This is a genomic window from Pseudomonas sp. 910_21 (assembly GCF_052850735.1).
The window spans coordinates 914,479-937,134 of record NZ_VXCY01000002.1 but is presented as its reverse complement, the minus strand read 5'-3'; the positions used below and the strand labels follow the sequence as shown (position 1 = coordinate 937,134).

At 61.2% G+C, this 22,656-nt stretch carries 23 protein-coding genes and 1 pseudogene; 11 read left to right on the top strand and 13 right to left on the bottom strand.

Annotated features, from left to right (window positions below; genetic code table 11):
• Position 1: 1 nt before the first annotated feature.
• On the bottom strand, positions 2–484 hold the full coding sequence (locus tag FW796_RS09505) for a GAF domain-containing protein (RefSeq protein WP_446439273.1): 483 nt from the start codon (positions 482–484) through the stop codon (positions 2–4).
• Positions 481–1,371 (bottom strand): ATP-binding protein, encoded by an 891-nt coding sequence (locus FW796_RS09500; protein ID WP_446439272.1) that lies wholly within the window; start codon positions 1,369–1,371, stop codon positions 481–483. Before FW796_RS09500 ends, FW796_RS09505 begins: the two co-directional genes overlap by 4 nt.
• Positions 1,372–1,536: 165 nt before the next feature.
• Here FW796_RS09500 and FW796_RS09495 point away from each other — a divergent pair, with 165 nt between their 5' ends.
• On the top strand, positions 1,537–3,858 hold the full coding sequence (locus FW796_RS09495) for a hybrid sensor histidine kinase/response regulator (RefSeq protein WP_346632157.1): 2,322 nt from the start codon (positions 1,537–1,539) through the stop codon (positions 3,856–3,858).
• On the opposite strand, the gene FW796_RS09490 is transcribed toward FW796_RS09495, so the two are convergent.
• The 3 genes from FW796_RS09490 to msrB all read right to left on the bottom strand — a co-directional run bounded on the left by FW796_RS09490 (position 3,842) and on the right by msrB (position 5,280).
• A complete protein-coding gene (locus FW796_RS09490; protein ID WP_346632158.1) occupies positions 3,842–4,303 on the bottom strand; it encodes a MarR family winged helix-turn-helix transcriptional regulator in 462 nt (153 codons plus the stop codon). The genes FW796_RS09495 and FW796_RS09490 overlap by 17 nt on opposite strands.
• Positions 4,300–4,785, bottom strand: a complete 486-nt coding sequence (locus FW796_RS09485) for a glutathione peroxidase (RefSeq protein WP_123727069.1) — start codon at positions 4,783–4,785, stop codon at positions 4,300–4,302. Before FW796_RS09485 ends, FW796_RS09490 begins: the two co-directional genes overlap by 4 nt.
• Before the next feature lie 102 nt (positions 4,786–4,887).
• The gene (msrB, locus tag FW796_RS09480) at positions 4,888–5,280 is read right to left on the bottom strand and encodes a peptide-methionine (R)-S-oxide reductase MsrB (protein WP_123727068.1); all 393 of its coding nucleotides are present in this window, start codon (positions 5,278–5,280) and stop codon (positions 4,888–4,890) included.
• A gap of 224 nt (positions 5,281–5,504) precedes the next feature.
• Between msrB and FW796_RS09475 the strand changes: the two genes are divergently transcribed.
• Together FW796_RS09475 and htpX are read left to right on the top strand one after the other, a co-directional pair.
• On the top strand, positions 5,505–6,716 hold the full coding sequence (locus tag FW796_RS09475) for a pyridoxal phosphate-dependent aminotransferase (RefSeq protein WP_123727067.1): 1,212 nt from the start codon (positions 5,505–5,507) through the stop codon (positions 6,714–6,716).
• Positions 6,717–7,032: 316 nt separating this feature from the next.
• Positions 7,033–7,920 (top strand): protease HtpX, encoded by an 888-nt coding sequence (gene htpX, locus FW796_RS09470; RefSeq protein ID WP_016965069.1) that lies wholly within the window; start codon positions 7,033–7,035, stop codon positions 7,918–7,920.
• Between the two features lie 68 nt (positions 7,921–7,988).
• On the opposite strand, the gene FW796_RS09465 is transcribed toward htpX, so the two are convergent.
• Positions 7,989–8,654 (bottom strand): thiopurine S-methyltransferase, encoded by a 666-nt coding sequence (locus FW796_RS09465; RefSeq protein ID WP_446439271.1) that lies wholly within the window; start codon positions 8,652–8,654, stop codon positions 7,989–7,991.
• A 102-nt stretch (positions 8,655–8,756) separates the two neighbouring features.
• On the opposite strand from FW796_RS09465, the gene FW796_RS09460 reads away from it, so the two are divergent.
• Positions 8,757–9,524 carry a DODA-type extradiol aromatic ring-opening family dioxygenase gene (locus FW796_RS09460; protein ID WP_346632160.1) on the top strand — a complete coding sequence of 256 codons (768 nt, stop codon included), beginning with the start codon at positions 8,757–8,759 and terminating at the stop codon, positions 9,522–9,524.
• Positions 9,525–9,622: 98 nt separating this feature from the next.
• On the opposite strand, the pseudogene FW796_RS09455 reads toward FW796_RS09460, so the two are convergent.
• Positions 9,623–11,330 (bottom strand): annotated as a pseudogene (locus FW796_RS09455) (DEAD/DEAH box helicase).
• A 386-nt stretch (positions 11,331–11,716) separates the two neighbouring features.
• On the opposite strand from FW796_RS09455, the gene FW796_RS09450 reads away from it, so the two are divergent.
• The gene (locus FW796_RS09450; protein WP_346632161.1) at positions 11,717–12,508 is read left to right on the top strand and encodes a crotonase/enoyl-CoA hydratase family protein; all 792 of its coding nucleotides are present in this window, start codon (positions 11,717–11,719) and stop codon (positions 12,506–12,508) included.
• A 52-nt stretch (positions 12,509–12,560) separates the two neighbouring features.
• Here the strand turns inward: FW796_RS09450 and FW796_RS09445 are convergent, their stop codons facing one another.
• Positions 12,561–13,316, bottom strand: a complete 756-nt coding sequence (locus FW796_RS09445; protein WP_102860905.1) for a spermidine synthase — start codon at positions 13,314–13,316, stop codon at positions 12,561–12,563.
• A gap of 160 nt (positions 13,317–13,476) precedes the next feature.
• On the opposite strand from FW796_RS09445, the gene FW796_RS09440 reads away from it, so the two are divergent.
• A complete protein-coding gene (locus FW796_RS09440) occupies positions 13,477–14,823 on the top strand; it encodes a class II 3-deoxy-7-phosphoheptulonate synthase (RefSeq protein ID WP_123727063.1) in 1,347 nt (448 codons plus the stop codon).
• A gap of 67 nt (positions 14,824–14,890) precedes the next feature.
• On the opposite strand, the gene FW796_RS09435 is transcribed toward FW796_RS09440, so the two are convergent.
• Together FW796_RS09435 and FW796_RS09430 are read right to left on the bottom strand one after the other, a co-directional pair.
• Positions 14,891–16,105, bottom strand: coding sequence for a winged helix-turn-helix domain-containing protein (locus tag FW796_RS09435; protein ID WP_446439270.1), 1,215 nt, complete (start codon positions 16,103–16,105; stop codon positions 14,891–14,893).
• Positions 16,106–16,170: 65 nt separating this feature from the next.
• Complete coding sequence (locus tag FW796_RS09430) at positions 16,171–16,392, bottom strand: DUF1127 domain-containing protein (RefSeq protein WP_346632557.1); 222 nt, start codon at positions 16,390–16,392, stop codon at positions 16,171–16,173.
• Positions 16,393–16,489: 97 nt separating this feature from the next.
• Between FW796_RS09430 and FW796_RS09425 the strand changes: the two genes are divergently transcribed.
• Positions 16,490–17,344 carry a LysR substrate-binding domain-containing protein gene (locus FW796_RS09425; protein WP_346632164.1) on the top strand — a complete coding sequence of 285 codons (855 nt, stop codon included), beginning with the start codon at positions 16,490–16,492 and terminating at the stop codon, positions 17,342–17,344.
• Here the strand turns inward: FW796_RS09425 and FW796_RS09420 are convergent.
• Positions 17,334–18,083: a sulfite exporter TauE/SafE family protein gene (locus FW796_RS09420; protein ID WP_346632165.1), complete on the bottom strand. Its 750-nt coding sequence runs from the start codon at positions 18,081–18,083 to the stop codon at positions 17,334–17,336. The genes FW796_RS09425 and FW796_RS09420 overlap by 11 nt on opposite strands.
• Before the next feature lie 105 nt (positions 18,084–18,188).
• On the opposite strand from FW796_RS09420, the gene FW796_RS09415 reads away from it, so the two are divergent.
• From FW796_RS09415 to FW796_RS09405, 3 genes are all read left to right on the top strand, one after another.
• A complete protein-coding gene (locus FW796_RS09415; RefSeq protein ID WP_346632166.1) occupies positions 18,189–19,139 on the top strand; it encodes a LysR family transcriptional regulator in 951 nt (316 codons plus the stop codon).
• Positions 19,140–19,214: 75 nt separating this feature from the next.
• Positions 19,215–19,676, top strand: coding sequence for a MarR family winged helix-turn-helix transcriptional regulator (locus tag FW796_RS09410; RefSeq protein ID WP_346632167.1), 462 nt, complete (start codon positions 19,215–19,217; stop codon positions 19,674–19,676).
• A gap of 213 nt (positions 19,677–19,889) precedes the next feature.
• Positions 19,890–20,309: an organic hydroperoxide resistance protein gene (locus FW796_RS09405; RefSeq protein ID WP_102880441.1), complete on the top strand. Its 420-nt coding sequence runs from the start codon at positions 19,890–19,892 to the stop codon at positions 20,307–20,309.
• A 71-nt stretch (positions 20,310–20,380) separates the two neighbouring features.
• On the opposite strand, the gene FW796_RS09400 is transcribed toward FW796_RS09405, so the two are convergent.
• Positions 20,381–20,953 (bottom strand): elongation factor P, encoded by a 573-nt coding sequence (locus FW796_RS09400; protein WP_007931398.1) that lies wholly within the window; start codon positions 20,951–20,953, stop codon positions 20,381–20,383.
• 48 nt (positions 20,954–21,001) lie between these two features.
• A complete protein-coding gene (earP, locus tag FW796_RS09395) occupies positions 21,002–22,135 on the bottom strand; it encodes an elongation factor P maturation arginine rhamnosyltransferase EarP (protein ID WP_404937441.1) in 1,134 nt (377 codons plus the stop codon).
• A 124-nt stretch (positions 22,136–22,259) separates the two neighbouring features.
• Between earP and FW796_RS09390 the strand changes: the two genes are divergently transcribed.
• Positions 22,260–22,655, top strand: coding sequence for a hypothetical protein (locus FW796_RS09390; RefSeq protein ID WP_102860896.1), 396 nt, complete (start codon positions 22,260–22,262; stop codon positions 22,653–22,655).
• Position 22,656: the final 1 nt, after the last annotated feature.

The window sequence follows — 22,656 nt, the reverse complement described above, 5'->3', positions numbered from 1 at the left end:
GTCAGAAGTCGCTCAGGCGCAGGAAGATCGCTGCCAGTTGCTCGATCCCCGCCTGGTCCGCCACGCTGAAGCGGGCCAGCTTGGGGCTGTCCAGGTCGAGCACGCCGATCAGCCGGCCATCCTTGAGCAACGGCACCACCAACTCGCTGTTGGAAGCACTGTCACAGGCGATGTGTCCGGCAAAGGCATGCACGTCTTCCACTCGTTGGGTCTGCAGGGTGGCCGCAGCAGTGCCGCACACCCCACGGCCAAAGGGAATCCGCACGCAGGCGATCTGGCCCTGGAACGGGCCGAGCACCAATTCCTGGTTGCGGTTGAGGTAGAACCCCGCCCAGTTCAGGTCATCCAACTGGCTGAACAGGAACGCCGAGAACTGCGCCGCATTGGCGATAAAGTCGCGTTCATCGGCCAACAGCGACTCCAGCTGTGCGCACAGCAACCCATAGCCATTGAGGCCTTGGCCGGCGCTTTGCAAATCGATCATGCTTTTTGCTCCAACAACTGCAAACCCACCCAATAGCGGGCAAATTGATAGGCACAACGGCCGTTACGGTTGCCCCGGCCCGTGGCCCAGCGCACCGCCAGAATGTCCAGGGCCTCGTCGCGCTGCCACATCAGGCCCGCCTTGCTCGCCAGCTCGCCGATCCAGTGCTCCACCACATTGAGGAAGTGTTCCTGGGTGAAGGGGTAGAACGACAGCCACAGGCCAAAGCGGTCCGACAAGGCAATTTTGTCCTCCACCGCTTCGCTGGGGTGCAGTTCGCCGTCGACGCGCTTCCAGTTCTCGTTGTCGCTTTCCTTTTCCGGCACCAGGTGCCGACGGTTCGAGGTGGCGTACAACAGCACGTTCTCCGGAGCCTGCTCCAGGGAGCCATCGAGTACGCTCTTGAGCACCCGGTAGTCGCCCTCGCCGGCCTCGAACGACAGGTCGTCGCAGAACAGCACGAAACGCTGGGGCAGCTTGACCAGTTGCTCCACCACCCGCGGCAGGTCCGCCAGGTGATCGCGCTCGATCTCGATCAGCCGCAGACCGCCCTTGGCGTGCTCGGCCAGCAAGGCACGCACCAGGGAGGATTTACCGGTGCCACGGGAGCCCCAGAGCAAGGCATGGTTGGCCGGCAGGCCGTCGAGGAACTGCTGGGTATTGCGTGCCAACTGCTCGCGCTGCTTGTCGACCCCGATCAGATCGCTCAGGCGCATATCCAGGCTGACTTCCAGGGGCAGCAGGAAGCCGCTGCGGCCTTCACGCTGCCAACGGGCTGCCAGGCATTGGTTCCAGTCGATGCTCTGGCGCAAGGTGGGCAGCAGCGGTTCGATCCGGGCCAGGACAGCATCGGCACGTTCAAGAAATGCATTCAATCGGGCATCCACGACTTTTCCTCAGGCACGTTCAAGGTAATGATGCGTCACACAGACCAAACGCCGTCCTGATCAAAGGGTCTATCGCCTTATCAGCTGCTGCCAGGCCAGGCCGGCAACCAAAGATGATCAGCTATGCTTGCGCAGCGAAGGGAAACGAAAGTGGTTCAGCCCCCCATGGATATCAAGTTCACCAACCGCCTGTCCTATAAACAGGCACGGCTCACCGTGCTGGTGGGTTTCATTCTGGGGACCGCGCTCAGTCTGCTGCAAATCGGCATCGATTATGCCAGCGAAGATGCCTCCATCAATCGTGAAATTCAGTCACTGCTGGAAATCAGTCACAATCCGGCCTCACGCATTGCCTACAACATCGACTCCGAACTGGCCCAGGAACTGACCCTGGGCCTGCTGCGTTCCCCGGCGATCATTCGTGCGCAGCTCATCGACAACAACAATACCCTGTTGGCCAACGTCGAACGGCCCGCGCAACAGAGCCGTTACCGGGCCCTCAGCGACTTCCTGTTCGGTGCCGACCGGCAGTTCGAGGACCGTCTGTACCTCAGCCACCTGCCCGAGGAGTCTCTCGGCACCCTGCACCTGGACGTCGACACCTACGCCTTCGGCAGCCGCTTCCTGCGCCGTGCCGAGGTCACCCTGATCAACGGCTTCGCCCGTAGCCTGATCCTCACCGGGATTCTCCTGGCCCTGTTCTACGTGATGCTGACCAAACCCCTGGTGGGGGTAATCCGCGAGCTCAGCAGCCGTGACCCGCGCAGCCCGCAACAGACCAGACTGGAGTTTCCCCACGGCCACGAGAACGATGAAGTCGGGGTCTTGGTCAAGGTGGCCAACCAGCAGTTCGAGATCATGGCCACCGAGATCCAGCAACGACGCAATGCCGAGAACCGCCTGACCGAATACCTCGGACAGCTGGAAAACATCGTCTCGGCACGCACCACCGAACTCAAGGCCAGCAACGCCCGGCTCAGCCAGTCCAACGAGGAGCTGGAAGTCGCCCGGCGCACCGCCCTGGACATGGCCCAGGCCCGCGCTGCGTTCCTGGCCAACATGAGCCACGAGATCCGCACACCGCTCAACGGCCTGCTGGGAATGATCGCCCTGTCCCTGGACAGCCCGCTGAACCCCGAACAGCGCCAGCAACTGTCCATCGCCCACGACTCCGGCAAAGTCCTGGTGGAGCTGCTCAACGATATTCTCGACATGTCCAAGTTCGACGCTGGGCAGTTGGAGCTGGAGCGCATCCCCTTCGACCTCGGGGTGCTGGTGGAGGACACCGCCAACCTGTTGTCGCAGAACGCGGCAGCCAGCGTGGAACTGGCCTGCCTGATTGCCCCGGACTTTCCGGCCCTGGTGCTGGGGGACCCGATGCGGGTGCGGCAGATCGTCAGCAACCTGCTGTCCAATGCCCTCAAGTTCACCCGCTTCGGCCGGGTCGATGTACGCCTGAGCACCCTGGGCGACGGAGTGCGTATCGAGATCTGCGACACCGGCATCGGCATTGCCCAGGAAGCCCAGGTGCGGATCTTCCAGCCCTATACCCAAGCGGGCGCCGGTATCACTCGCCAATACGGCGGCACGGGGTTGGGACTGGCCCTGACCTACAACCTCTGCGAGGCCATGAACGGGCGCTTGAGCATCAGCTCGGAAGTGGGCTTCGGCAGTCAGTTCTGCGCCGATCTGCCGCTGCCGTGCCACACCCCGGCCGTTGCGCCACCGGCGCTGTCCGGCAAGATCATCGCCATCACCGACGCTGGCAGCGGCCTGGCTGAACTGCTGGGTTCCCTGCTGCCGACCTGGGGGCTCGACTACCAGCGCTACGACATCGAGGACTCGCTGGCCGGGCTCGACCCCGACCTGCTGATCACCGATTGCCCGGAATGCCTGTTCGGCCTGCGCCCGGCCATTACCGCGCCGATCCTGCTGGTGACCGCCTATGGCAGCTTCCTGCCCAGCGAAGAGGCCAGCGCCCTGGCGCCGCTGCAGCAACAGGCTCGCCCCCTGGCGCGCAATGCCTTGTATCAGACCCTGCGCCGCTCGTTGCTGGCGGAAACCATTACCCTCAATGACGCCCAGCTGGAAATGCCCGCGCAGATCCGCCGGGCAGACATCCTGCTGGTGGAGGACAACCCGGTGAACCAGCTGGTGGCCAAAGGCATGCTCAGCAAGCTCGGCTGCGCCGTGACCGTGGCCGCCCATGGCGCCGAGGCCCTCAACCAGCTGGAACACAACCGCTTCGACCTGGTGCTGATGGACTGCAACATGCCGGTCATGGACGGTTACGAGGCCAGCCGACAGATCCGTCGCAGCGGACGCTGGCCGGACTTGCCGATCATTGCCCTGACCGCCAATGCCATGCCCGAGGAGCGCGAACGCTGCCGGGTGGCGGGCATGAGTGACTACCTGGCCAAGCCATTCCGTCGCGAGGAACTGATCGCCCTGCTGGATCTGTGGGTGCCCACTACGACAAGGCTTTGATCTGCTGCAGCAGGTGATCGAGGCCGTCACGCAACTGGTCCAGACTGTTGAGGTCGACCCCGCTGTCGCACAGCAGCGCCGCCTTGAGCGGCGGCACCTGATCCCGTAGCGCCAGGCCTGTTTCACTCAAGCTCAGGTGCACTTCCCGCTCATCACGCCCTGAGCGTTGACGCTGCACCAGTTGCAGCTGCTCAAGACGCTTGAGCAGCGGGGTCAGGGTGCCGGAATCCAGGGACAGACGCTCCCCCAGGGCCTTCACCGTTGGCTGCGGCACAGGCGCCGCCTGCCACTCCCACAGCACCAGCATCACCAGGTACTGCGGGTAGGTCAGGCCCAGACAGTCGAGCATCGGCTTGTAGCCACGAACCACCGCTCGCGAGGCAGCGTACAGTTTGAAGCACAGCTGGGAATCGAGTTTCAGTGAATCCACCGACAGGTCGTTCATTTGAGCAGGGCTTCAATCTCGCGGCTCAGGTCCTGAGGCTTGGTCGCTGGCGCGAAGCGCTTGACCAGCTTGCCGTCCTGGCCAATCAGGAACTTGGTGAAATTCCATTTGATGCCCTGGGAACCCAGGACCCCGGGTGCACGTTTCTTCAACTGGACGAACAGCGGGTGGGCGGCGGCGCCATTGACTTCGATCTTCTTGAACAGCGGGAAGCTGACGCCGTAGTTCAGCTCGCAGAACTCGGAAATCGCCCCTTCATTGCCCGGTTCCTGCTTGCCGAACTGGTTGCACGGGAAGCCCAGCACCACCAGGCCCTGGTCCTTGTAGGTCTGCCACAGCTCCTCCAGCCCCTTGTACTGGGGGGTGAAACCACACTTGCTGGCGGTGTTGACCACCAGCACAGCCTTGCCGGCGAAGTCCGCCAGGGTCTTCTGTTCACCCTTGATGGTGGTGCAGGGAATAGTCAGCAGCGAATCGGTCATGGCAGCAATTCCATTCAAGATAAGAGGCGGAAAAATAGCGCCCAATTAAATTGTGCGCAATTTAATTAATCGAAAGGCGACTCCGAAGAATCGCCCTGTTACTTAACGCGGAACCAGATCCAGGCACACCGAGTTGATGCAATAACGCAAGCCGGTGGGCGGCGGACCGTCCGGGAAAACATGGCCCAGGTGGGCATCGCATTTGGCACAGACCACTTCGGTCCGGATCATGCCGTGGCTCACGTCACGAATCTCGACCATGGCACTGTCGGCGATGGGTTCAAAGAAACTCGGCCAGCCACAACCGGAGTCGAATTTGGCCGTGGAGTCGAACAGCGGCTCATTGCAGCAGATGCAATGATAGACCCCATCGGTCTTGGTGCCGTTGTACTTGCCCGAGAAGGGGCGTTCGGTGCCCTTGAGCCGGCAGACGTTGTACTGCTCCGGATCGAGCATCGCCCGCCACTCTTCCAGGGTTTTTTCCAGCTTTTCCATGGTCCTTCCTCTGCAACGGAAAAAGCCCGATCTGTATCTTTTCCACGGATCGGGCGGCACGTATGATTGCGCCTCGTCAGACGCCAGTCTGGCAGCCGCGTTACACCCATTCAAACGGATTTTGCCGCAGCCGGTGCGGGCTACAGGCCGGTGTGACACGGCAGGATTCCCAGTACGGTAGTTCATCCTCCGCCTGGATCGTTCATTTTCGGGAACACATCGCCATGCAGGTCAGCAAATCGAACAAGCTCGCCAACGTCTGTTATGACATTCGCGGCCCAGTGCTCAAGCACGCCAAACGCCTGGAAGAGGAAGGCCATCGCATCCTCAAGCTGAATATCGGCAACCCGGCACCCTTTGGCTTCGAAGCGCCGGACGAAATTCTTCAGGATGTGATCCGCAACCTGCCCACCGCCCAGGGCTACAGCGACTCCAAGGGCCTGTTCAGTGCGCGCAAGGCGGTGATGCAGTACTACCAGCAGAAACAGGTGGAAGGCATTGGCATTGAAGACATCTACCTGGGCAACGGCGTCTCCGAGCTGATCGTGATGGCCATGCAGGCCCTGCTCAACAATGGCGACGAAGTGCTGGTCCCGGCGCCCGATTACCCGCTGTGGACCGCCGCGGTGAGCCTGGCCGGCGGCAACCCGGTGCACTACCTGTGCGACGAGCAGGCCAACTGGTGGCCGGACCTGGCCGACATCAAGGCCAAGATCACCCCGAACACCAAGGCCCTGGTGATCATCAACCCGAACAACCCCACCGGCGCCGTGTACCCCAAGGAAGTGCTGCTGGGCATGCTGGAACTGGCCCGTCAGCACAACCTGGTGGTGTTCTCGGACGAGATCTACGACAAGATCCTCTACGATGACGCTGTGCATATCTGCACCGCCTCCCTGGCGCCGGACCTGCTGTGCCTGACCTTCAACGGATTGTCCAAATCCTATCGGGTGGCGGGTTTCCGTTCCGGCTGGGTGGCCATTTCCGGTCCCAAGCAGCATGCGCTGAGCTATATCGAAGGCATCGACATGCTGGCCAACATGCGCCTATGCGCCAACGTGCCCAGCCAGCATGCGATCCAGACCGCCCTGGGCGGTTACCAGAGCATCAATGATCTGGTGCTACCGCCGGGCCGCCTGCTGGAACAGCGCAACCGCACCTGGGAGCTGCTCAACGACATTCCCGGGGTGAGCTGCGTGAAACCCATGGGCGCGCTGTACGCCTTCCCGCGGATCGATCCTAAGATCTGCCCGATCCACAATGACGAGAAGTTCGTCCTCGACCTGCTGCTCTCGGAAAAGCTCCTGGTAGTCCAGGGCACCGCGTTCAACTGGCCTTGGCCCGATCACTTCCGCGTGGTGACCCTGCCTCGGGTAGATGACCTGGAACAGGCCATCGGTCGGATCGGAAGTTTCCTCAAGTCCTACCGCCAGTAATCCGTACGACGCAGTGCGATCCTGACCCGATCGCACTGCGATTAATTCAGCAACACATCTTCACTGCCCTGCTCCACGCCCCTTCTATAAGCTTGCACTTTCTACCCTGCCCACTGTCACAAGGTCTGCGCCGAAGTCGGGGGTTGGCCGTGCCTGACAATCGCCTGTGACAATCCCCGATGAAGTTGCAAGGCGAGCGTCTAGCCCCGGGCCAAGCGACACAGTTTGAAATAGAAGCCGTATTGAATAGGCCGTTGCTGCACCTTATATACCCCGCAGTACGCTACATCTTTAGCTTGAGGAGATTTCTACAACCATGATGCGAATCCTGCTGTTTTTGGCCACTAACCTTGCGGTCGTGCTGATTGCCAGCATCACCCTGAGCCTTTTCGGCTTCAACGGGTTCATGGCGGCCAATGGGGTTGACCTGAACCTCAATCAGCTGCTGATTTTCTGTGCGGTCTTTGGTTTTGCCGGTTCGCTGTTCTCACTGTTCATCTCCAAGTGGATGGCGAAGATGAGCACCAGCACGCAGATCATCACTCAACCGCGCACCCGCCATGAGCAATGGTTGTTGCAAACCGTTGAGCAACTATCCCGCGAAGCCGGGATCAAGATGCCCGAAGTGGGTATTTTCCCGGCCTACGAGGCCAACGCCTTCGCCACCGGCTGGAACAAGAACGACGCCCTAGTGGCGGTCAGCCAAGGCCTGCTGGAGCGTTTCTCGCCCGATGAAGTCAAGGCCGTGCTGGCCCACGAGATCGGTCACGTTGCCAACGGCGACATGGTGACCCTGGCACTGATCCAGGGCGTGGTGAACACCTTCGTGATGTTCTTCGCGCGGATCATCGGCAACTTCGTCGACAAGGTGATCTTCAAGAACGAAGAAGGCCAGGGCATTGCCTACTACGTGGCGACCATCTTCGCCGAACTGGTTCTGGGCTTTCTCGCCAGCGCCATCGTCATGTGGTTCTCGCGCAAGCGGGAATACCGTGCCGACGAAGCCGGTGCTCGCCTGGCCGGCACCAACGCCATGATCGGCGCCCTGCAGCGCCTGCGCTCGGAACAGGGCCTGCCGGTGCATATGCCCGACACCCTGAACGCCTTCGGCATCAACGGCGGTATCAAGCAGGGCCTGGCTCGTATGTTCATGAGCCACCCGCCGCTGGAAGAGCGTATCGACGCCCTGCGTCGTCGCGGCTGATCAGCCAACCGGAAACACCCAAAAGGGCGACGCGAGTCGCCCTTTTGCATGGCGCGGGAAAATACCTGTCAGCGTCCGCCCTGCTTTTCCAGACGATAGACTCGCTCCACCAGCCGCGTGACTCCATTCTGGAGAAACTTCCAGCTCTCCCCAAGAATATCGCGCTCAACCTCTACCTCCAGCTGCCAAGTACTCCCGAGCCGCTGACGGACTTCATCGTCGAGTACCGCGAATGGCGGACCGTCCAACTGGGACTGATCGTAATCCATGGTAATCAATAGCCCCTTGCAGCCCGCAGGTAGCAGAGCATTGAGGTGCGCGGCGTAGCGCTGACGCATTTCGGGGGGCAAGGCGATCATCGCGGCACGGTCGTACAGTGCGGTACAACCCGCCATATCCTCGGCAGCCAGGGTAAAGAAGTCGCCGCACCAGAGCTGGATCGGACCATGGGCATAGACCTTGAAGCCGCCTTGCTGGCTGAGCTGCGGTTCTAGATTGTGCTCGCGAAAGAAGTCCTCAACGGCCTTCTCCGCCAACTCGATGCCCAGCACCTGAAAACCCTGGTTGGCAAGCCAGATCAGGTCCAGGCTCTTGCCGCACAGGGGCACCAGCACCCGCGCGTCCGTGGGCAGGCCCAAACCCGGCCAGTACTGTTGCAGGTAGGGATTGACCTCTGCTAGGTGAAAGCCGATCTGATCGCGCTCCCAGCGCTTGTGCCAAAAGTCCGCGTGCATGAGAAGTCCTTAAAATTCGATCAAAAAGCGCTAAAACTTATATTAGATTTAGATCAATGATCTGATTGAAGATGGCGCATCTTAACCTTCAGGACCTTCTTCATGCTTCCCAGCCTGTTTATCTCCCACGGTTCCCCCATGCTGGCCCTGGAGCCCGGTGCCAGTGGTCCCGCCCTGGCCAACCTAGCGGCACAGCTGCCACGCCCCAAGGCCATCCTGGTGGTTTCAGCCCATTGGGAGAGCCAGGATCTGCGGGTCAGCGCCCACCCTCATCCGGAAACCTGGCATGACTTCGGCGGCTTCCCCGCCGCCCTGTTTGCCGTGCAATACCCGGCTCCCGGCGATCCTGAACTGGCGGCACAAGTGGTGGAGCTGCTCAAGGCCGACGGCCTGCCGGCGCAGCTGGACAACCAGCGCCCCTTCGACCACGGCGCCTGGGTGCCGCTGTCGCTGATGTACCCGCAAGCAGACATCCCGGTGATCCAATTGTCGCTGCCCAGTCGCCTGGGCCCCGCCCTGCAGACCCGCATCGGTCGTGCCTTGGCGAGCCTGCGGGAACAAGGCGTGTTGCTGATCGGCTCCGGCAGCATTACCCACAACCTGCGGGAACTGGACTGGCACGCTGGCCCGGAAAGTGTCGAACCCTGGGCCAAGGTCTTTCGTGACTGGATGATCGAAAAACTGGCGGCCAACGACGAAGCAGCCCTGCACGACTATCGGCAGCAGGCACCGAATGCCGTGCGCAGCCACCCGAGCGATGAACACCTGCTGCCGCTGTACTTCGCCCGAGGTGCCGGTGGCGAATTCAGCGTGGCCCACCAGGGGTTCACCATGGGCGCGCTGGGCATGGATATCTATCGCTTCGGCTGATAGCTCTCCGGCAAGCCGACGCCTGCAAATCCCAGGCAAAAAAAATCCCCGAACCAGTCGGGGATTTTTTATGCCTGATCAATCAGCCCGAGGGCGGATCAATCTTCGCGGTAGCGACGCAGCTTCAGCTGCTTGCCGGCAACGCGAGTGTCTTTGAGCTTGGTCAGCAGACGGTCCAGACCGTCTTCCGGCAGCTCTACCAGACTGAAGCTGTCGCGCACCTGGATGCGACCGATAGCCTCACGAGCCAGGCCACCTTCGTTGAGGATCGCGCCCAAGAGGTTCTTGGCGGCGATACCGTCACGAGCACCCAGTGCGGTACGGCAGCGCGCACGACCTTCGCCCAGAGGCATTGGCGCGCGACGCTCACGGTCACCACGATCTGGACGATCACCGGAACGCTCAGGACGATCACCACGTGGAGCGCTGTTGGGCACCAGTGGACGCTCTTTCTCGATGGCTGCCAGGTTCAGCGCTTGACCGTTGGTGGCCTTGCGCAGCAGGGCCGCGGCCAGGGCACGCGGGCTGCAACCGATATCGGCAGTCAGGCGATCCAGCAGCTCACCGTGGGTGGCTTCAGCGTCAGCTACCAGAGGCGACAGGCTGTTGGTCAGCTTCTTGATGCGAGCATCAAGAACAGCTTGGGCGTCCGGCAGACGAACTTCGGCAACCTTCTGACCGGTCACACGCTCGATCACTTGCAGCATGCGGCGCTCACGCGGAGTCACCAGCAGCAGCGCACGACCTTCGCGACCGGCACGGCCGGTACGGCCAATACGGTGCACGTAGGATTCCGGGTCGTATGGCATGTCCACGTTGAATACGTGGGTGATGCGCGGTACGTCCAGACCACGAGCGGCTACGTCGGTCGCGACAACGATGTCCAGACGGCCATCCTTGAGGGAGTCGATGACGCGCTCACGCTGGTTCTGGGCAATGTCACCGTTCAGCGCAGCGGCCTTGTAGCCTTTGGCTTCCAGGGCACTGGCCAGATCCAGGGTCGCTTGCTTGGTGCGCACGAACATGATCAGGGCGTCGAAATCTTCAACTTCCAGCAGGCTCAGAACAGCAGAGGTCTTCTGGTCAGCGTGAACCAGCAGGTGAGCCTGCTCGATCGCGGTGACAGTCTGGGTCTTGCTCTGGATCTTGACGTGTTTCGGGTCCTTCAGGTGACGCTCGGCGATGGCCCGGATCGACTGCGGCAGAGTGGCCGAAAACAGTACGGTCTGGCGGGACTCAGGCATGGCCTTGAAGATGACTTCCAGGTCATCCATGAAGCCCAGCTTGAGCATTTCGTCGGCTTCGTCGAGAACCAGGTGGTTCACGGTGGCCAGGACTTTTTCGTCGCGACGCAGGTGGTCGCACAGACGGCCCGGAGTGGCGACAACGATCTGTGCGCCATTACGGATTGCTTTCAATTGTGGGCCCATCGGCGCACCGCCGTAGACGGCCACAACAGTCACGCCCGGCATTTGCTTGGCGTAGGTTTCGAAAGCGGTTGCAACTTGTAGCGCCAACTCACGGGTTGGGGCCAGGATCAGAGCTTGCGGCTCGCGCTTGGACGGATCAATGCGGTGCAGGATAGGCAGGGCAAAGGCAGCGGTTTTACCGGTACCGGTTTGCGCCTGACCAATCATATCGTGACCGGCAAGGATGATCGGGATCGACTGCTGCTGAATAGCCGAAGGCTCTTCATAGCCGGTAGCGACTACTGCAGCGACAATATTGGGATGAAGTTCAAGAGCGGCGAAGCCGCCGATTTCCTGGGTCATGGGTCTGCCTCTAAGTGCATCCGCAAAGACCCATGCTCCAAAGCTGCGCATGCCGTGTAAGACTCAAGAGTCACCCTGGCAGCTTTGTCGGCGGGGATTTGCGAAAACGATTGGATGAATGGATCGTCAAGGATAGTCCGCGCAGCGGACAAGCAGCCGAAGCTGACTTCGGGGAATTGCATTACCTAAACGTGGCCCGGCTAAAGGCCGGCGCGCACTATACCGGAATTACTCAAAAAAGGGAGTTTTTTTTATCGGAAAACTCCGCTGAACGCCCGATGGTCACGGGCTTTGCGCAGACTCGGACGGCGCGCTATTTTGCTCAGGCCCGCAGCTGTTGGTCGTAACGCTAAAACGATTCACCTTTGTGCTTGAAAGCCTTCCTGCACATTCCCTGCTTCCCCCATGAGGATCGCGCCCATGAATCAGCCCAGTGCCAGCCGTGTCAGCCGCGAACAACGCGGTCACCTGTTTCTAATCGGCCTGGACCGGGTCGCCAAGCGCAATGCCTTCGACCTTGAACTGCTCAACCAGTTGAGCCTGGCCTATGGTGAGTTCGAAGCCAGCAGCGAAGCCCGCATCGCCGTGGTATTCGGCCACGGCGAACACTTTACCGCGGGGCTGGACCTGGCCAATGTCGGCGCCACCCTGGCACAGGGCTGGCAGGCACCTCCCGGCGGCTGCGACCCTTGGGGGGTGTTCGCCGGACCGCGGGTAAGCAAGCCTGTGATAGTCGCTGTACAGGGTTACTGCCTGACCATCGGAATCGAACTGATGCTGGCGGCGGATATCAATCTGTGTGCCAGCAATACGCGCTTTGCCCAGATGGAAGTGCAGCGCGGCATCTTTCCCTTCGGCGGCGCGACCCTGCGCCTGCATCAACTGGCCGGCTGGGGCAATGCCATGCGCTGGTTGCTGACCGGTGACGAGTTCGACGCCCATGAAGCCCTGCGCCTGGGGCTGGTCCAGGAGGTGATGGCCAGTGAGGACCTGCTGCCCCGGGCCATTGAACTGGCCGAGCGGATTGCTCGGCAGGCGCCGCTGGGGGTGCAGGCAACGCTGATGTCAGCGCGTCAGGCCAGGCTTGAAGGCGAGACGGTGGCCGCTCAGGGCTTGCCGCCGCTGATACACAAACTGATGAACAGCGAGGACGCCAAGGAAGGCGTGCGGGCGATGATCGAGAAGCGGCCGGGGGTGTTCAAGGGGTGTTGAACAGGCCGGCCGGCAGATTGTCTTCGCCGGCGAGCCGGCTCCTGCAACAAGCTCATGTGGCGGGGCGAATGGCCTTGATCAGCGACTGCAGGGAATAGCCCAGGCGCGGGGCCAGGGCTTCGGCCCGGGCGGTCAGGCTCGGCAGGTCCAGGTCCTGCTCCAGGTCGGACGGCACGATCAGGATCACATTGCCCTCCTTCACCGGCAGCTCCCAGTAGTGGCGGTGATAAAGGCCACGCAACAAGGCTGCCCCCAGGGGCTTGCCGTCATCGGTGGCCCACTGGTTGATCACCAGCCAGCCTCCGGGATTGAGGCGCTTCTGGCAGTTTTCCAGAAAGCCCCAGGCCAGATGGCCGACGCCCGGGCCGACATCGGTGTACAGGTCGACGAAGATCAGGTCGGCGGATTCGGCACTGTCCAGCAACTCCAGGGCGTCACCGACTCTTATATAAAGACGCGGATCATCGTCCAGGCCCAGGTACTCGATGGCCAGGCGTGGAACATCCGGGCGCAGTTCAATGGCTTCGACGTCTTCCAGAGGCAGGAACTTCAGGCAGGCCTGAGTCAGGGTGCCGGCGCCCAGGCCGAGAAACAGTGCGCTCTCCGGTGCCTCATGGCACAGGGCACCGATCAGCATGGCCCGGGTGTAGTCGTACTCCAGCCAGCTGGGATCGGCGGTGAACACGCAGCTTTGCTCGATGGCGTCGCCAAATTCGAGGAAGCGGTAGTCCGCCACTTCCAATACCCGAATCATGCCGAACTGGTCATGAACCTCGGCGAGCACACGCTCGACGCGCTCCTCAGTCATTTCATCTCCTAGTCGCGGGGCTCGCAATCGGGCCGGCGCGATAAACCAACCGCTCGGCAGCGAGCGGGAAAGGCGCGATTGTCGGCCAAGCGAGAGGAGCAGGTCACGCACTAATTTGCTGCTAACATGCCCCTCCCACCGTAAAGCACTCGAGTCCGCGATGAGCCAACCCTGGAGCCCCGACAGCTGGCGCGCCTTGCCGATCCAGCAACAACCCCAGTACCCCGACGCTGCGCATCTGCTGCAGGTCGAGCAAACCCTGGCCAGTTATCCACCGCTGGTGTTTGCCGGTGAAGCCCGGGAGTTGCGCCGCCAGTTTGCCGAAGTGACCCAGGGCCGCGCCTTCCTGCTCCAGGGCGGCGACTGCGCCGAAAGCTTTGCCGAATTCTCCGCCGCGAAGATCCGCGACACCTTCAAGGTGCTGCTGCAGATGGCCATTGTCATGACCTTTGCCGCCGGCTGCCCTGTGGTCAAGGTCGGACGCATGGCCGGCCAGTTCGCCAAGCCACGCTCGGCCAACGACGAAACCATCAATGGCGTGACCTTGCCGGCCTATCGCGGCGACATCGTCAACGGCATCGGCTTCGATGAAAAAAGCCGGGTGCCAGACCCGGACCGCCTGCTGCAGTCCTACCACCAGGCCACGGCCACCCTGAACCTGTTGCGGGCCTTCGCCCAAGGCGGCTTTGCCGACCTGCATCAAGTGCACAAGTGGAACCTGGACTTCATCGCCAACTCGGCCCTGGCCGAGAAGTACAGCCAGCTGGCGAACCGCATCGATGAAACCCTGGCCTTCATGCGTGCCTGCGGCATGGACAGCTCGCCGCAACTGCGCGAGACCAGCTTCTTCACCGCCCACGAAGCGCTGCTGCTCAATTACGAAGAGGCCTTTGTCCGCCGTGACAGCCTGACCAACGACTACTACGACTGCTCGGCGCACATGCTGTGGATCGGCGACCGTACCCGCCAGTTGGACGGTGCCCACGTCGAGTTCCTGCGGGGTGTGAATAACCCGATCGGGGTCAAGGTCGGCCCGAGCATGAACACCGAGGAACTGATCCGCCTGATCGACATTCTCAACCCGAGCAACGATCCAGGCCGTCTCAACCTGATCGTGCGCATGGGCGCCAACAAAGTCGGCGACCACCTGCCGCAACTGATCCGCGCGGTAGAGAGCGAAGGCAAGCAAGTGCTCTGGAGCTCTGACCCGATGCACGGCAACACCATCAAGGCCAGCAGTGGCTACAAGACCCGGGATTTCGCGCAGATCCTGACCGAGGTCAAGGAATTCTTCCAGGTGCATCAGGCGGAAGGCAGCTATGCCGGCGGCATTCATATCGAGATGACCGGGCAGAACGTCACCGAGTGCATCGGCGGCGCACGGCCGATTACCGAGGATGGCTTGTCGGATCGCTACCACACCCATTGCGATCCACGGATGAATGCCGACCAGTCCCTGGAATTGGCCTTCCTGATTGCCGAGACCTTGAAGCAGGTCAAACGCTAAGAGCGCTTTCGCAGGCGAGCCCGCTCCTACAAGGGCTGTGTAGGAGCGGGCTCGCCCGCGAAGCTCTTCACGCCAGCACCTCACGCAGTCGGCGCGCACCCTCACGCTGGCAATTGAGCTGAATCTGTTCCAACCCCAGCCAGTCGGCCATCTTTCGCAATTGCGCGGCCAATGCCCGGATTCCCTCTTCATCCAGACCGGGCTCCTCTTCATGCACCCCATGCACCGCCAGACGCCCCAGGGCCCGCTCCGCTCGCAGATCGACCCGAGCGGCAATCCGCTCGTGATGCAGGAACGGCAACACGTAATAGCCATAGACCCGCTTGTGCCGGGGCGTGTAGATCTCCAGCCGATAGCGGAAATCGAACAGCCGCTCAGTGCGGCTGCGCTCCCAGATCAGTGAATCGAACGGTGACAACAGCGCACTGGCCTCGACCTTGCGCGGCACCTTGACCTGCGGCAAGCAATAGGCCGGCTGACGCCAGCCCTGAACCTCGCAGACCAGCAACTCACCGGACTCCACCAGTTCGGCCAGTCGTGCACGGCTGTCGCCTGGATCGAGACGAAAATAATCCCGAAGGTCCTTTTCCGTGGCCACGCCCAAGGCGGTTGCGCCATGCAGCACCAGGCGGCGCTGGGCCTGAGCCTCATCCAGCAGCGGTTGCCGAAGGATCTGCGGTGCGATCACTCGCTCCGGCAAATCGTACAGGCGCTCGAAACCGCGGCGCCCCGCCACCGTCACTTCACCGGCCGCGAACAGCCATTCCAGCGCATGCTTTTCATCGCTCCAATCCCACCAGGGCCCGGCACGTTCCTCACGGGTGGACAGACTTCCCGCGCCCAACGCTCCTTGCGCCTCAACCGCGGCCATTACCCGACGGACAGTGGCCTGGCGCTCCTGGCCAAAGCGCGTCAACTGGGAGTAGATGCCCTGCCCCTGCTTTGCCCTCTGCATCCGCCAGCGCATCAGCGGGTACATGGACATGGGCAGCAACGACGCCTCATGCCCCCAGTATTCAAACAACGTGCGTTGCCGGCCCTGACTCCAGGCGGCCTGGTCGAGCAACTGCTGTGGATAACTGCCAAGGCGGGAAAACAACGGCAAGTAATGCGCCCGCACCAACGCGTTGACCGAATCGATCTGCAGCAGACCCAGGCGTTCTATCTGCTGATTGAGGCGTGCGGCCTTGATCGTTGCCGACGTCTGGCGCCCGCCGAACCCTTGGGCCGCCAGTGCCAGACGTCGAGCCTGCTTGAGAGAGAAAGAGCATTGTGCGGGCATGGGAGTTCTCCTTGTCTGCCCGCACGCTAGCGCACCGGGAACCGGCTTGTGTAGCGCTCTTGCGATTATTTATGCATGGGGTCGTCCCAGAACGGACGGACCCTCTCGTGCTCGACATCGGCCCGAGTCAGCCCCATATCCTTCAACGCTTCATCGCTCAGCCTCGCCAGCATCCGGCGCTCGTGCCCGATCTCGTACCAGCGTACGGCCTTGTGCCATAACGCACTGGGCGAAAGCGCCTGAAATGACAGTTTGTGGACCAGCAAATAACCCTTTTGACCTTTCATCATCTTGCCCTCCAGTGGGGATGACGTCAGTGTCTGCTCGGGATTAAGATCAATCCAACGAATGTTTCTTATGCCATTCATCTCAGGATTTGATGGAATGTCCCAGTTCCCCAGCATCGACACCGAAGTTCTGCGCACCTTTGTCGCCATCGCCGATGAGGGCGGTTTTACCCGGGCCGGTGAACGGGTCAATCGCACTCAATCCGCGGTGAGCATGCAGATGAAACGTCTGGAAGAGGATGTGCTGCAACGCCAGCTGTTCCAACGTGACGGGCGCCAGGTCAAGCTCACCGCCGAGGGTCAGGTGCTGCTGGGCTATGCCCGGCGCATCCTGAAACTGCACAGCGAAGTGTTCAATACCCTGCGCGAACCGCACATGGTGGGCCTGGTTCGCATCGGCACTCCGGATGATTATGTGATGCGTTTTCTGCCGGGAATCCTGTCGCGCTTTGCCCAAAGCTACCCGCTGATCCAGATCGAGGTGCATTGCGAATCGAGCAAACAGTTGCTGCAACGCCAGGATCTGGACCTGTCCATCGTCACCCGCGAGCCGGGCAGCGAGATCGGCCAGCTATTGCGCAAGGAGCGTTTTGTCTGGGCCGTTGCCCAGTGCTTCAATCCCCACGAGCAATCGCCATTGCCCCTGGCGATGTTCAACAGCGACTGTTTTTGCAGACTCTGGGCCTGCAACGCCCTGGACGCCGCCGGACTCGACTACCGGATTGCCTACAACAGCTCGAGCCTGGCGGCGCTGATGGCCGTGGTCAGTGCAGGGCTGGCGATCACCGCACAACTGGAAAGCCTGATCACCCCGGACATGCGCATTCTCGGTGAGGCCGAGGGGCTGCCCCAATTGCCCGAGGCGAGCATCATGCTGCTGCGCAACCTCAATACTCCCTCCCCCATCACCGAGTGCCTGGCGGAGCACATTGTCGAAGGCTTCAAACTTTAAAGGCCAGCATCACCGCGCACACCACCAGGAAACCGCAGAACAGCGCCCGCAGCAGACGCTCGGGCAACGCATGAGCCACCTTCACTCCCCAGCTGATGCTCAACAGGCCGCCTGCTGCCAATGGCAGACCGATCATCCAGTCAACTTGATGATGGAAGCCGTAGGTCACCAGGGTCACGCCGGTGCTCGGCAACGCCAGAGCCAGGGACAGCCCTTGTGCCACCACCTGGGTGGTGCCAAAGACGCTGGTCAGTATCGGTGTGGCCACAACCGCGCCACCGACCCCGAACAACCCGCCCATGGCGCCGGACGCTGCACCGAGAACGCCCAGCCACGGCCAGGAGTAGCGCATCCGGGCACCGGCCGGTGTGTCGGCCATGAACATCCGCAACAGGTTGTAGGCCGACAGCACCAGGAGAAAGGCGACAAAGCCAATACGCATCTTCTGGGCATCGATGCCCACCGCCCAGATCGAACCGAGCCAGGCGAAACAAAAGCCCATCACTGCCAGGGGCAAGGCATGGCGCAATTCAATCCGGTTGCGCTGGTGGTAACGCCACAGCGCCAGCATCACATTGGGCACCACCATCACCAGTGCCGTGCCCTGGGCAATCTGCTGATCCAGGCCGAACAACACCCCCAGCACGGGAATCGCGATCAAGCCGCCACCGATACCGAACAAACCGCCCACAGTGCCCAGAGCCGCGCCCAACAGCAGATACATCACTAACTCGATCAAAGCCGCTCTCCTCACCTGAGATCTGCATGCTACGCAGTCGGCCCTGGCACGGAAACGCACAGCAACGCACAATGGCTGTGCCGTTTCCGCATAAGCGCTCTGACCATGAATCCCAATACCCTCACCGACCAACTGGGGCTGTTTCTCGATGTGCTGGAAGCCGGCAGCTTTTCCGCCGCGGCTCGCCGTCATCCACTGACCCCCTCCGCCGTGGCCCGGCGTATCGACAGCCTGGAAAGTGCCGTGGGCACCACACTGTTCATGCGCACCACCCATGCAGTGGTTGCCACCGCCGCCGGCCTGGCCTTCGCCGAACGGGCCCGGCGCATCGTCGCTGAACTGCAACTGGCCCGGGCCGAGGCGGTGTCTCTGAGCCATGCGCCGGAAGGCCTGATCCGCATCGATGCCCCGGCCGCCTTCGGCCGCCGTCATCTGGCACCGGCGATCGCCGACTTCCTGGTGCGCTATCCCGGCCTGGATGTACAACTGCACCTGATCGACAGCTTCGTCGACATGCAGGGCTCGCACCTGGGCAAAGTGGACCTGGTCCTGCGGGCCGGGCAACGGGTGGATACCCGGATGGTGGCCACCTCCCTGGCCAGCATCGTACGCATTGCCTGCGCCAGTCCGTCCTACCTGAAGAGCCGTGGCACCCCGACTCACCCCGCTGAACTCAACCAGCACGACGGCCTCGACTGGGATGGCCTGGCACCGTTGTTCGCCTGGCGCTTTGAGTGGGACGGACAGGTGCAAAGTCATCGCCCGCAACGCATCCGCCTCAGCGCCAACAATGCCGAAGCCCTGCTTTCGGGAGCCTTGGCTGGGCTGGGTATTGCTCACTTGCCCACCTGGCTGGTGAGTGAATACCTGTTGCGCGGAGAGCTGGTGCCGTTGTTCTGTGATAACGGTCTGCCCAAGCCGGAAACCGCCGGCATCTATGCCTTACGCATGGAGCAGCATCCCAATGCCCGTAGCCGCCTGCTGTTGGAGTACCTGAAAAGTCGCTTCAGTCCGGTTCCGCCATGGGACCTGGCACTGCAGAGTGCAATGGGCTGACATCGACGAAAATTATCTGGCGCATTAAAGACTCGCCCGCTAGATTCAGGACCATTAACGACCAAGGCCCCCGACATGACCACCGATCGCTCTACCCCGGATACCTGCGAACAGTTGCTGTTGGACAACCAAGTGTGTTTCGCCCTGCACTCCACATCGCTGCTGCTGACCAAGGTCTACAAACCATTGCTGCAGCAACTGGGGCTGACCTACCCGCAGTACCTGGCAATGCTGGTGCTCTGGGAGCGCGATGGGCTGACCGTCGGCGAAATCAGCCAGCGCCTGCTGACCGACCCCGGCTCGCTGACGCCCTTACTCAAGCGCCTGGAAGCCGAGGGCCTGCTGAGCCGCACCCGCAGCCGGGAAGATGAGCGAGTGGTGATTGTCGAGCTGACCGAGCGGGGTCGTGCACTGCAGGGTCAGGCTCGGGAAATTCCCCAGTGCATCCTCGGCGCCAGCGGTCGGACGGTGGAGCAGTTGCGGCAGCTGCAGGAAGATTTGCAAGTGCTGAGGGGGCATTTGCAGAACAGTCTTTGAGGCTTCGCTGGCAAGCCAGCTCCTACAGTTGCGGCTGGTTTTTAGCAAAAATATATTTTTTAAAATCAATGAGTTGAGCCGGAGCCAGAGCCTTAGGCAAAGGGCTGCGTAAAATTTATCTTGCGCACTAAATATTTGAGCGATACATTTATTTCGCACTTACTTAGCGCGCAAACAATTAGCGCAAAAATAACCCAGCACGAGGCTTTCACCATGCAGACTCTCTACACCGCAGTTGCAACCGCCACCGGTGGCCGTGATGGCCGCGCTGTTTCCAGCGACAACATCCTCGACGTCAAACTGGCCACCCCCAAGGAACTCGGCGGGGCCGGTGGGCAGGCGACCAACCCGGAACAGTTGTTCGCCGCCGGCTATTCGGCCTGTTTTATCGGCGCTCTGAAGTTCGTTGCCAGCCAGAGCAAGCGCAAGATCCCGGACAACGCCTCGATCACCGCCCATGTTGGCATCGGTCAGATCCCTGGTGGCTTTGGCTTGGATATCGATCTGCATGTCAGCCTTCCGGGCCTGGCTCAGGAAGAGGCGCAAAGCCTGGTGGATGCCGCACATCAGGTCTGCCCCTACTCCAACGCCACCCGTGGCAATGTTGATGTACGCCTGCACGTGAACGTCTGAAACGGTAAACGCCAGGCATAAAAAAGCCCGACTCAAGGTCGGGCTTTTTCATGTACAAGGTCGGGCCAGGATTAAACCTTGGCACGGCCCTTGTAGGAACCGCCTTCGCGGGTATCGATCTCGATCATGTCGCCGATTTCGATGAAGTCCGCAACGCTCAGCTCGGTACCGTTTTTCAGTTTGGCAGGCTTCATCACCTTGCCCGAAGTGTCGCCGCGAGCGGAACCTTCGGTGTAGTCAACCTGGCGCACGATGGTGGTCGGCAGGTCAACGGAAACCAGACGGTCTTCGAAGAACACAGCTTCGCAAACGTCGGTCATGCCTTCTTCGATGAACGGCAGAACCGCTTCGATGTCTTCGGCGTTCAGCTCGTACATGGTGTAGTCAGTGGTGTCCATGAACGTGTAGGTGTCACCGCTGATGAACGACAGGGTCGCTTCTTTGCGATCCAGGATCACGTCGTCCAGTTTGTCGTCCGCACCGTAAACGGTTTCGGTCTTATAACCGGTCAGCAGGTTCTTCAGTTTGGTCTTCATGATCGCGCTGTTACGACCGGACTTGGTGAATTCAGCTTTCTGAACCAGCCAAGGATCGTTGTCGATACGGATCACGGTACCGGGTTTGAGTTCTTTACCAGTTTTCATTGCGAATATCCGAATTTGGATGGGATTTACAAAAATCTAGGCCGCGTATCATATCCAATTTAGGTAAAACTGCACCAGCGCCGCAGCAAGATCGGCTTGCAAGCCTTGTTCCAGACACCATTGTTCGGCGTGCGCGGCGACTTCGGGCCAGTGTTGCAGCAGGTTTTTCCAGGCTTGGGCCATCGCCGCCTCGGTATTCCAGGCTTGCCACAGGGCCCGCACCGCCGCCTGGGCGTCAGGTGAAAGCGTCCGAGTGTACAAGGCGAGAAAGGCCTCGAGCTTGTCCAGATGGATGTCTTCGTCCTGACGGTAGATATGCCAAAGCATCGGCCGCCCGGCCCATTGCGCCCGAACAAAGGAGTCCTCTCCACGCACCGCGTTGAAATCGCAGCACCACAGCAGACGGTCGTAATCTTCCTGGCGAACAAAAGGCAGGACCTGGACCGTCAGGGACTGCCGGATCTGCAGGCTGCCCACACTCAACGACACGTCTCCCAGCCAGCGCTGTACATCTCCCAGGATGCGCCCTTCGGGCACCAGCAAATGGGTCTGTTGCGTATCGAGTGCCAAGGCGTCGAGCCAGCTGCCAAGCCCGGCATTTTCATAGGCGAACAGCGATATCAAGCGACAATCAGTTGCAGGGGTCACCCCCAGCCCCTGGAGAAAATCCAGCTTGGCCTGACGATCCCGCTGGAAAGCCCGACGCCGCTCCAGCAATCCGGCTTCGCGCAGCAAACCACCCGTGCCGGCCTGGAACCCGGGAAAGAAGAAGTACTTCTGTACGCCACGAAACTTCACTGACGGCAGGCCGTGGCAGCCACTGACCCAGTCCTCGGCGCTCAGGTAATCCAGGTTCAGCCACAAGGGCGCACGCTGGCGCTCGGCCATCGCCTCCATATAGGCATGGGGCAACTGACAGGCAAACGCGGCGATCACCACATCGGCTGCAGCTTCAGGTTGCCACTGGGCCGGCCAGTGTCGTACCTCGACCCCATCCTGAATTTGGCTGTGTCGCTGGGAGTCGATCTCTGGACAGATCTTTTCAAAGGCCCGCAGATCATCGACCCACAAACGCACCGTGCATTGATGCTCGGCCACCAACTGTCGGGCCAGGCGCCAGGTCACGCCGATGTCGCCGTAGTTGTCGACCACGCTGCAAAAAATATCCCAGGAGGCTTTCATTCCAGTCCCCGATTGGCAAAGGCGCCGATTGTCCGCATAAATGCTCCTGCGCAGAAGAGCCAACCTCGATTAATCTTCATGCGACAATCAGCCCTCGCCCACTATCGCCCGCCAGGAGGCAACCATGTCCTATCGCCCGCCCGCTCGTCGCTCCTTGCGCATCAGCTTCAATGCCCTGGCGCTCAGCGGCAGCATTGCCCTGGGCCTGTGGCTGGGTTTTCTGGCGATTGCCCTGACCTGCTGGCTGGCCTCGCACTTTCTCTTCAGCCAGCAACTGGCCCCTGTAGCGCAAGCCGTGCAGCAATTGGCGAAGCCGCCGGTGGTTGCGCCGGAGCCGCCCAATCGGCTGTTCGAGCAGTATCAGGAAAACCTGCGCAAGAACGAAGAGTTGCAATCCCTGGATAACGCTCGTAGCAACCCGCGCAACCTGTCCAATCCCAAATGCCAGTTCTGGTTGCAACAGGACCAGACTGCCCCCAGCGAAAAGAGCCGGGCCAACGTCCTGCAGTTCTGTAATTGAT